General features: G+C 55.5%; 6 protein-coding genes and 1 pseudogene. 6 read left to right on the top strand and 1 reads right to left on the bottom strand.

All coding sequences use genetic code 11. From position 1 onward, the window contains the following. Positions 1-126: 126 nt before the first annotated feature. A pseudogene (locus F2P45_RS33210) lies at positions 127-885 on the bottom strand (IS4 family transposase); the annotation flags it as partial. 524 nt (positions 886-1,409) lie between these two features. On the opposite strand from F2P45_RS33210, the gene F2P45_RS33205 reads away from it, so the two are divergent. From F2P45_RS33205 to F2P45_RS33180, 6 genes are all read left to right on the top strand, one after another. Continuing rightward, a complete protein-coding gene (locus tag F2P45_RS33205) occupies positions 1,410-2,570 on the top strand; it encodes a GNAT family N-acetyltransferase (protein ID WP_166882484.1) in 1,161 nt (386 codons plus the stop codon). A gap of 10 nt (positions 2,571-2,580) precedes the next feature. Further along, positions 2,581-3,795 carry an MFS transporter gene (locus tag F2P45_RS33200; protein WP_166882483.1) on the top strand — a complete coding sequence of 405 codons (1,215 nt, stop codon included), beginning with the start codon at positions 2,581-2,583 and terminating at the stop codon, positions 3,793-3,795. After that, positions 3,792-4,952, top strand: coding sequence for a LuxE/PaaK family acyltransferase (locus tag F2P45_RS33195; RefSeq protein ID WP_166882482.1), 1,161 nt, complete (start codon positions 3,792-3,794; stop codon positions 4,950-4,952). Before F2P45_RS33200 ends, F2P45_RS33195 begins: the two co-directional genes overlap by 4 nt. Positions 4,953-4,954: 2 nt before the next feature. Continuing rightward, entirely contained in the window at positions 4,955-7,486 is a 2,532-nt protein-coding gene (locus tag F2P45_RS33190; protein WP_166882481.1) for an acyl-CoA reductase, read from the top strand. Beyond that, the gene (locus F2P45_RS33185; RefSeq protein ID WP_054266227.1) at positions 7,486-8,763 is read left to right on the top strand and encodes a phenylacetate--CoA ligase family protein; all 1,278 of its coding nucleotides are present in this window, start codon (positions 7,486-7,488) and stop codon (positions 8,761-8,763) included. The genes F2P45_RS33190 and F2P45_RS33185 overlap by 1 nt, the downstream gene beginning before the upstream one ends. A 196-nt stretch (positions 8,764-8,959) precedes the next feature. Continuing rightward, positions 8,960-9,945 (top strand): IS5 family transposase gene (locus F2P45_RS33180; RefSeq protein WP_166882480.1). Its coding sequence is split into 2 segments (ribosomal slippage): positions 8,960-9,079 and positions 9,082-9,945, totalling 984 coding nucleotides; the frame shifts between segments, so codons are not numbered across the junction. The last annotated feature ends 321 nt before the right edge of the window (positions 9,946-10,266 follow it).

Raw genomic sequence — 10,266 nt, 5'->3', positions numbered from 1 at the left:
GACTGCACAAAACGAGGCTCAGCGCTCATAAAACGGGCGGGAAGCGGCTCGGTCTGACATCAAAAAACGCAACTGCCGGCATCGCGACCGGCGATTACGCGGGATTTACCGGTAATTCGAGGTGCCCAGTTGCTGGCGCACCGTGCGCGCCTTCACCCCATGCCGCGCCGCCATCGCGAACGTCAGTTCGCCGATCGGCACCCCAGCGCTCGTGTGCTGCCACAACTTCTCGCCATCGGGCAGGCAGCGGTTGTGCCTGGCGCGCACCAGCCAGTCGGCCGGCGTTGCCAGTTCTTGGGCGCGCAGCATCAGCGGCACCAGATCGGCCTCGCGGTCGGCCACATACACCAGGCGCGTGCCAGGCAGTTGCACCGCCATCTCCGAGATCCGCTCGTAGCCCTCAATCCAACGCAGACTTTCCTTCGGCCCGCCGCGCGCACCGGACTTGTCCTTCTTTTCGCGCGCCCACATCCACGCGTCAATAATGCCCAGTGGCTCGCGCGCGGGAGTGACTGCATAGGTCGGGTGCAGGTACATGCCGCGCTGGGCCTCATAGCTCAACGGCCCGAGACCGAGCGCCCCTTGGCCGCTGAAGTCCAGTTCGGTCGTGTCCTGCAAGCACAGCACCACCGGTAATGCGGCCATGCGTTGCTGCGTCTGCTGCCAGTGCGGCGCCATGATCGCTTGCCAGTCGACGCTGTCGTTGTTGAAGAAGCGATACGCCGCCATCGTTTCGCCCCAGCCTTGGCACGCCTTCGGCACGCTTGCCGTCGGGTCAGCCGCAAATCGTTCCATCAAGATCCTCGCTCGCTTGTTCAGGCGCGCATCGCCCAGGTCGAGTTCTGCAAATTCTGTCTCGGTCCACGCTGTCGGTGCTGTCGCCAATTCGTTCACGCAAAAGACGAGAGTAAATCTGAAACGCGGGAAGTTTACAAGAGGTGTGTTAAGTCCTTGAATGTAAACGTGTTTTCAGGGCGGCCGGCATGGCACGCAGGACTTGTGTATAACGAGGTGCTCCAAAGCATGCCGCCCAAAGCGCTGCATGTCGGTCATGAAAGCGTCACATTATGTCGAGACCGCCGCGTTTATCGACTGGCAAGGTATCAAATGGTTTGCCAGAGCGAGGCGACGCGTCGCTCTCGCTGTTTCAAGAAGAACCAGATCCGTGGAAAATAATATGCTCATTGCATTTGCGTTACAAATTGACGACAATTTTCCGCTTGATCTCGTTGCCCACCTTGACTAATCATTTGGCACCGGCCTCATATTTTCTTCGTCGCCACCAAGCTTTTATATTTCCCTGCTTGACTTTCAATATTGCCTTATATAGAATTCGGCGCCATGATTAACTTGCACGCCGATAAAACGGCGCCATTCCAATAAGATAATACACTGTCAAAAATCATATTATGAAAAAAGATATTACCTTAAGAAAAGCCATTCCACGAGATGCCGCTCAGATCGTCGACCTCTACCAGAGCGTCTACCAAGGTGATTACAGTGATCCAATGATGTCGGAGACGGCGCGACTGCGCGCTGCGCTCGGGCGGGATGACTATTACTGGATTGTGGCGTCCATCGATGACCGAATTGTTGGTTCCGTTGTCTATCAGCACACGCTCACTGGGTTTGCCAAAGTCTTTGGCGCAGTCATTGAAAATGACTGTCGCGGACAGAATTTGACGGAACGGATGATGGAATTCGGCTATGCGCAATTGCGCGCCATCGCACATGTCGAAGTCGTCTACGCCACAACCAGAACGGTTTCTTCGGCACCGCAAAAATTGACGGCGAATCTGGGCTACCGAAAACTGGGAATTTTCCCAAATGTTCACAAGACGAATGGGTATGAAACGCATTGCCTTACTGCATTATTTACGAAAAGCGCGTTCGATTCGCGCTTTACCGATTTTGCCCTGCATCCACGCCTGCGTCCCCTTTTTGAAATAGTCCGGCGCGAATGCGGCTTGCCCGCGATTCCCGACGATTGGATTCCCCATACCAGCGCCGAAAATTTCTCGCGCGCACGCTCCGCGCTGGAACTCGAATTGATCCATGCACCGCGCCTGACCAAGCGCCGTTTTGACGAGGGCAAGAACACGCTGGTGGCGCAAGACCACCATACTTTTTTCCCGTTTCAAGAACCCAATCTGCTGATCAGCTCGGCCGATCAGGACGTGGAGGTTTTCTGTTATTTTTCAGAGACGGACAAACATTGCGTGTTGATCGGCATTCACGATTTGTGCAATGCAGGATTCGCCGATATCGTGGAAAAGGCATCGGTAATCTTGCAAGACCTGGGTGTGCGCTATATCGAATTCATTATTCGCGCCGATGAGTCGGAGAAAATAGAAATCGCAATGCAAGCCGGTTTCATTCCCTGCGCCTATTTCCCCGCCATGCATTTGATTGGCGCGCAGCGCTATGATTTTGTCATATTCAGCCGATCTTATGAAATACTGAATTTCAGAAATATCCGCCTGGAAGGCATTAATCGCGAATATTTGAACCAGTATCTGCAACTCTGGAAAAAAAATTCGCTGGAGCCGGAACCGGCGTGCGCAGCGTGACAGGATTATCATGAAATTTTCAATGGCAGTATTCAAGGACCAGAATTCATCCCGGCTTTTCTTCGGGCAATTCATTTCACAAATCTGCGACAAGATGATGACCCTCGGCCTGGTCTGGGTTATTTCGCAGGAGCAATCCATACAAATGATACCGTGGTTCCTGGCGATAGGCGCGCTTCCCCATCTGTTGCTGGCCAGCAGTGGGGGCAAGCTGGTGCAAAGAATAGGCGTCCTGAGGACACTGATACACACCGACGTATTAAGGGGCATTATCTTCTTGCTGGTCGGACTGTTGTGGCTCGCCTATTTCAAGCACCATTCGCTGACCACGCTATTTATCCTGACGTTTGTTTCAAATTTGCTTGGCGCGCTGTTCAATATCGCTGTCTTTACGCTGCCCGGGCTCATGCCAAAAAAGGAATTGGTCCCACAGTTGACCGCCATGGTCGATTCCTGCTTTTCCCTGGGGACGGTAGTTGGGCCAGCGATTTCCGCCCTGCTCTATCCTTGGCTTGGTTTGTCGGGTCTGCTTGTATTGAATGGGCTTAGCTATTTGCTGGCGGCAGGGCTGGAAAGGGGAATCCGGCTCGATCCTGCTGATCCGGAAACGGTCGAATCGGAGCCGGAGAATGCCGACATGGCGCCAGCGATACCCGGGCGGTCGATGTTTGCCGATCCCTTGATACGTTTCATGTTGTGCGCATTTTTCCTGATGAATCTTGCGCTGACACCCTTGATGGCCTTGCTCCCCTTGTTTGTCCAGACCCGATTCGCCGGCAATCTTGCCATGCTGGCCGCCTTCGAGGTGTCGATCGGCATGGGGATGGTGGCGGGAAGTTTGTTGCTTTCGGTCGCGGAATTTCCGCTCAAAAGGGGCAAGCGGGCGATCGCCGGCTTGAGCGCCGTGTCCCTGCTCTACCTTTTCTTTGGCTTGAACCACGATCCCGTATTGGCTTGCCTGGCACTGGCTGGCTTGGGGCTGGCACTGGCGGTCGTCAATGTGTCGCTATTGACGCTGTTTCAATCGCGGCCCGCGCCAGCCGATGTCCCCGTGGTCATGAGCTGGGTCAATACGATCAGTATTGGCGCCTTGCCGATATCGATGTTGATGGTGGGAAGCTTGATTGAAAAAATCGATTTGACAAAAATGACGATATGTCTCGCGCTCGGGTTGTTGACGATATCACTGGCCACCGCATTTTATCGGGAATTTAGGGAAATATGAATATCAAGACTATGCACGCGGTCCAGGGCGTTTGCGAACAACGCCATCCCTTCGCTTCCTCCGCCGCGCAGGAATCGATGTTTGTCGATGCCATGAAGGAAAATATCAACTGGCACCAAGAGCAATCGCCATTTTATCGGAAATTGCTGGAAATGAAACAATTTGATGCCGCCACGCTGACGTCGATCGATGACCTGGCGAGCATCCCCTTTGTTCCGGCGACGTTTTTCAAGTCGCACGAACTTCTTTCGGTTGCGCGCGATGACATCAAGCTGCACCTGACTTCTTCCGGAACGACCGGTCAAAAGTCGCAAGTCTCGTTTGATGCCTGGTCATTGAGCGCCGGGCAAAGGATGATCGACGCGGTCTTCGGGCACTATGGCTGGAACACGCCGGATGTCAAGACCAACTATCTGCTGTATTCGTATGAAACCGCATCGGATTCGCAACTGGGAACGGCCCACACCGACAATTTCCTGTGCAAGTATGCACCCGTTGCATCGGCATTTTATGCTTTGCGCAGGACCGGCGCGCCAACAACGGCGACGGGCGGCGCGTCGCACGAGTTCGATGTTTTTGGTTGCATCGAAAAGCTGCAACACTACGCCGCAGAAGGTCTTCCGGTACGCATTTTCGGTTTCCCGGCATTTCTGTTTTTTACACTGAAGCGGATGCGCGAGCTGGGCTTGCCGCCGCTCAAACTCTCCGCCGATTCGCTGGTATTCCTCGGCGGTGGATGGAAAGGCAATGCCGACCAGGCGATCGCCAAACACGATCTGTACGCCCGCATTCACGAGCAGCTTGGCATTCCCGACCTGCGTATCCGCGACAGCTTCGGCTCGGTCGAGCATGCCGTCCCGTACGCGGAGTGCGCACACCACCAATTTCATGTTCCCGTCTGGTCGCAGGTGATCATCCGCGATGTGCGTACCCTGAAACCAAGGAAATTCGGTGAAGCGGGCTTTCTGCAATTTCTCACGCCCTACATCACCTCAGTGCCTGCCCAGAGTGTCTTGATGGGCGACATGGCGACACTGTATCCCGGCGAATCCTGTGCTTGCGGAAATGAGCGGCCGTATTTCGTCATTCACGGACGGGCTGGAACAAGTAAAAATAAAAGCTGCGCCATTGCGGCGGCTGAACTGTTGAGGCGGTAATCATGGAAAATATGAACAAGCAACACCTCTGGCAAGGCGAGTGGATCGGCGATCAAGAACTGGCCAGCAGGATCGGCGATATACAATCGTTGGTGGCCCGGCAAATGGCGTGCGAACTCGATATCGAGACGGTGCTGGCGGCCGGGGATTTACTCGGGAAAAATATCAAGGAAAAATCGGCTATTTTTACCGAATTGAAGAACTGCTTGTCTGGCACCGGTCAATTTACGTCGGACGAAATCGGTCTGGCCTTGCTTGAAATAGCCGATGTCTTGCGCCGTGCGAATCTGGAAAAGAAGCTGATCCGTGAACTCGGTTCCAGCAATCCCTTGCTCGCTTGCCGCACCCAATTCGACGATGCGATCTTCGAAGCTTGGGCGCCGTTGGGTTTCCTGGTCCACATTTCACCGCAAAATGCCTTCACGGTCGGGCCGATGAGCGTGCTCGAAGGATTGCTTTCTGGAAATTTTAACTTTCTCAAGACGAGTCCGCAAGAGAGTTCCTTCCCCCAGATCTTGTTACATGCCTTGGGCAAGTGCGATCCGAGCGCCCAGCTTGAGAAATTCATCATCGTGGCGAAAATTTCGTCGAAGCGAAAAGATCTGTTGGAGCCGGTATTTGCCGGGGCCGATGGCATTGCCGCCTGGGGCGGTGAGGAGTCGATTCAATCGATACGCGCCATGGCCCCTGCCAGCGTGCGCATCGTCGAGTGGGGACACAAGATATCGTTGGCATTTCTTTCCATGGAAGCTGCCCAGGATCCCCATACGCTGAAACAACTCGCCATGGAATGCTGCCTGATGGAACAGCAAGCCTGTTCCAGTCCGCAATGTGTCTATCTCGACACTTCGGACTGGAATGAATTGCAGCGGTTTGGCGAGCGGCTTGCCGATGCCTTGACGCTGGTGGCGCACGAACTGCCACGCCAGTTGCCCGATACCGCCAGTGCCGGCGAAATTGCTTTGGTCAGCGAGTGTCACAGGCTCGAATCGTGCCTCGGCAATGCTCGCCTCATCGAAGCACCAGATGGCGGGTGGCGCATTTACATCGACGACCATACGGCGCTGGCGGCATCGCCGCTGTACCGCAGCATCTGGGTCAAGCCCTTGCCGCGCACCGACATCATCCGGGTCTTGCGGCCCATGCGCAACTATCTGCAAACAGTGGCGATCTGTTGCAAACTCTCGGAAATTGATCCGCTGTCGCGCTCTTTTTTGCGTGCGGGTGCGATCCGTATCCGGCGTATTGGCGAAATGACGGGAGGATACCCCGGCGAGCCGCATGACGGTGTCTATGCGTTGCAACGCTATTGCCGCAGAGTGAGCTTGCAGTTGGCCCATGAAGCGCAGGGGATTTCCAATTTCGATGAGTTGAGAAAATTCCCTCCGCTGCAGTGGGACCCCGTTCCGGCCATTACCGCCAAGGAGCAGTTCCAGTCGGTGCCGGCCGATCCTGCCCAAGCCCATCTTTTCTTCAAGTCGGGCGGCAGCACGGGCGAACCAAAACTGTCGACGTTCAGCTACCAGCAATACCATGAGCATATCCGGCTCGGTGCCGAGGGTTTGTACGCGGCGGGCTTTGATCCGCTCGGCGACCGGGCGATGAATCTGTTCTTTGGCGGGGGACTCTACGGTGGCTTCATCAGCTTTTTTTCGGCACTCGAACAGCTGGGCGCCATCCAGTTCCCCATGGCGGCCCATGGCGATACCCGCATGGTCGCCCAGGAAATCGTCAAGAACAAGGTGAATGTCTTGCTCGGCATGCCATCGTATATTCTGCAACTGTTTGAAAAGGAAGCTGACATTCTCTCCGCCTATCGGGGAGTCAAGAAGATCTATTATGGCGGAGAACATTTCAGTCCCGCCCAGCGAAATTATCTGCACGAGTCCTTCCAGGTCGATGTGATACGCTCGGCCGCCTATGGCAGCGTCGATATCGGTCCGATCGGGTTCCAGTGCGAACATAGCGATGGCGGCGTCCACCATCTTCAGCAACAGCTTCAATACCTCGAAATATTGAAAATGGATGAAGATCGAGCGGTGCAAGGCGAGGAAGTCGGCCGATTGGTTTTCACGCCGCGCATGTTGTCGGTCAATAAGCCATTGCGCTACGAAATCGGCGATGTCGGCCACTGGATCGCCGATCCGGATGGCATTTGCGCCTGCGGCAGGGCCGCGCCGCGCTTTCGACTGCTGGGACGGACGGGGGATATTTGTCGGATTGGTTCCACTTTCCTCAATTATCAGGAATTCATCCGTATCCTGGCGACGCACTTCGCCTATGCGGGCGAAGCGCAGCTGATCCTGGCGCAAGGCGAGATCAAGGATAAGGTCATCTTGGTGATTTCCGATTCGGAGCGCTTGCCAGCGCTGCGTTGCCGAGAGATTTTCCTGGAAAACTACCTGGATTTGCAGGAAGCCGTGCTGACCGATGAAACGCTGCTGTTTGAAGTGCAAGCGGTGGGAATCGATGAATTCCACAGGACTGCGGGAAGCGGAAAATTGATTCGTGTGCTGGACCGGAGAGCGCGTTGATGAGCATGGAAATTAGCCGGGAAATACTTCCCTCACTGATCGCGTTTGCCCGGAAAAATTCGCCATTTTATGGCGATCTTTACCGCGCATTGCCGGAAACGATACACGCGATCGAACAGTTGCCCGTGTTGAGCCAGCAAGCGTTTTGGGAAGCCAACCGTCTGGAGGGTGGGCAATTGCTGACGGGGGCGATGCACGATGGCATCGTCTTGAAGAGTGGCGGAACCACCGGCAACCCCAAGTTCTCGGTGTTCAGCCGGACTGACTGGAATGTGTTTGTCACAGCCTTTTCCCGCGGACTGGCGCTGGGAGGTCTGCAGGATGGCGACCGGGTCGCCAATCTGTTTTATGTCGGCGAGTTGTATGGATCGTTCTTGTTTACCCACAAGGCGCTTGAAGAGTGCCCCAAGCGGGTCATGCAACTCCCGATTGCGGGCGCCACGACACCCGACGACGTCTATCGCTTTATCACGGAATTGAAGGCCACGGTCTTGGCCGGCGTGCCGACCACAATGATGAGTCTGGTAGATCACATTGACAAGGTGGGGTGCGATCCGGCCGCGTCGACGGTCAGATTGATCCTGTTTGCCGGCGAAGCCATGTATCCCGATCAGCGCGCCAGGTTGGAAGCATGCTTTCCAGGCGTCGAGATCCGCTCCATCGGTTATGCGAGCACGGATGCCGGATTGCTGGGATTCGCCGATCTTTCATGCGGCCCCAATGAATTTCGCTGCTACGATGATGATGCGCTGTTCGAAATTATCGATGAAGAAACGGGCTCGCCCATCGTCGCGCCGGGCATCGAAGGGCTGGCCGTGGTCACGGCCCTGCGGCGCCATTTGATGCCGATCCTGCGCTATCCGGTCGGTGACAGGGCCAGGTGGGTCGATGCCCATGGTACGGCGCATCGCAAGTTTCTGTTACGGGGGCGTTCCGATGAATCGGCCAGGGTCGGCCCGGTCACGCTGTATCCGGAAGATGTCAGGTCGGTACTGGCGTCGTTTCCGGCTTGCCAGGGCGCCTGCGATTTTCAATTGCTGACCATCCATCGTGACGGAAAGGATGGGTTGATACTGCGGATCGGCAATCGCAATGCCGATCCGGCGCTCAGCGCGCAGATCATCGCTGCGATCTACGAGCATCGCCCCATGTATGGTCAATTGCTGGCGCAAGGCAAGATCCTGCCCATCGACATAGAATGGGTGGATGCGACGGCGCTGGAAATCAATCCCCGCTCGGGAAAGCTCAAGCGCGTGATCGATCGTCGCTTTGCCTGAGTTCACGTAGAGCTTGGCGCGGCAATAGCGTATGCTGTCGTCCTCGATTCATGGATGGAGCAGCGACGAATGGCGACGAGGTGGATAATGTTACATGAGTGCTAGGGATGCACTGATTAGTTCGCCCGATCCCGTTTCGGTCTGGCCTGTGATCTGAGACCATAATGGCACGTCCACCCCTGACCAGCCGACCATCATGCAAAAGAGTTTTTCCGACCTCGAGTACGCCGCCAAGAAGAAGCTGACACGGCGTGAGGTCTTCCTTGCAAAGATCGACAGTGTCACGCCGTGGTCGCAGTTGCATAAGCTGATTGAGCCCCGTTCTATCCGAAGGTTGAAGGCGCTGGCCGCCCGCCAATTGGCCTGGCGCGCATGCTGCGCATGTACGTAGCCCAGCAGTGCTTCGGTCTTTCCGATGAAGGCATCGAGGACGCGATCTATGACAGCCAGGCGATTCGCGGCTTCGTGGGTATCGACCTCAATCGCGAGTCGGCGCCGGACGCAACGACGCTGCTGAAATTTCGCCGTTTGCTTGAAACGAACGAGCTCACCCGCAAAATTTTCGAGACGATCAACGGTCACTTGGCGGCCCAGGGTTTGATGATGCGGGAAGGTACCATCGTCGATGCCACGCTGATCGCGGCGTCGCCCTCGACCAAGAACAAAGACAAGAAGCGTGATCCGGAGATGCACCAGTCGAAGAAAGGAAACGACTGGCATTTCGGCTTGAAAGCCCATATCGGCGTGGACGCGGCGTCGGGCCTTGTGCATACCGTTATCGGTACGGCTGGCAACGTGTCCGACGTGACGCAAGCACACGCGCTGTTGCATGGTGATGAAGTGGCAGCAATGGGCGATGCCGGCTACCAGGGAGTCGAAAAGCGAGAAGAGAATCTTGGAAAGGATGTGACCTGGCACGTCGCGCTGAAGCGTACCAAACGCAAGGCGCTGCCGAAGAACAAACTCGGCCGCATGACGGAAAAATTGGAGCACCTGAAGGCGAGCGTCCGGGCAAAGGTTGAGCATCCGTTTCATGTCGTGAACAACCTCTTTCGGCATCGGAAAGCACGTTACCGCGGCTTGGAGAAAAATACCGCGCAATTGTTCGCACTGTTCGGCTTCGCTAATCTGATGCTGGCTGGCCGGCAATTTAGGGTCTCGGAAACCCGAGCTCCGTCCTGAGGACAAGAGAACGGGGAGAATGCCTCAAATTTGGAGAAATTGCATCCTTCAACGGTCCAAAATCAAGAATTCCGGCTCCGGAAAAATGCGACGCCGCTGAGCGCATCACTTGCACCGAAAACCTCAATTGATCAGCGCTTCCCTAGGCTTGCGAGGGAGACACAAAGGCGCAGCATTTTCTCGGCGCGAACGATTTAGCCTGAATTTTGCATAAAAAAGGGCAAGAATGCCGTAAGTGATTGATAAAATGTGAGTTATCGAGAAACACAGCTATCAACAAAAACGCCACCTTGCCCGACATGAATTCTACCTCAGAGCAGC

It is taken from the genome of Massilia mucilaginosa (assembly GCF_011682145.1).
Lineage (GTDB): Bacteria > Pseudomonadota > Gammaproteobacteria > Burkholderiales > Burkholderiaceae_D > Telluria_A > Telluria_A mucilaginosa.
Note: the sequence above shows the minus strand (reverse complement) of the source record. Positions and strands in the feature narration are given on the sequence as shown.

Bases quoted from the DNA above. Each gene is read 5' to 3' on its own strand.
- F2P45_RS33185 (WP_054266227.1), top strand. From the start codon at position 7,486: ATGAGCATGGAAATTAGCCGGGAAATACTTCCCTCACTGATCGCGTTT.
- F2P45_RS33190 (WP_166882481.1), top strand. From the start codon at position 4,955: ATGGAAAATATGAACAAGCAACACCTCTGGCAAGGCGAGTGGATCGGC.
- F2P45_RS33195 (WP_166882482.1), top strand. From the start codon at position 3,792: ATGAATATCAAGACTATGCACGCGGTCCAGGGCGTTTGCGAACAACGC.
- F2P45_RS33200 (WP_166882483.1), top strand. From the start codon at position 2,581: ATGAAATTTTCAATGGCAGTATTCAAGGACCAGAATTCATCCCGGCTT.
- F2P45_RS33205 (WP_166882484.1), top strand. From the start codon at position 1,410: ATGAAAAAAGATATTACCTTAAGAAAAGCCATTCCACGAGATGCCGCT.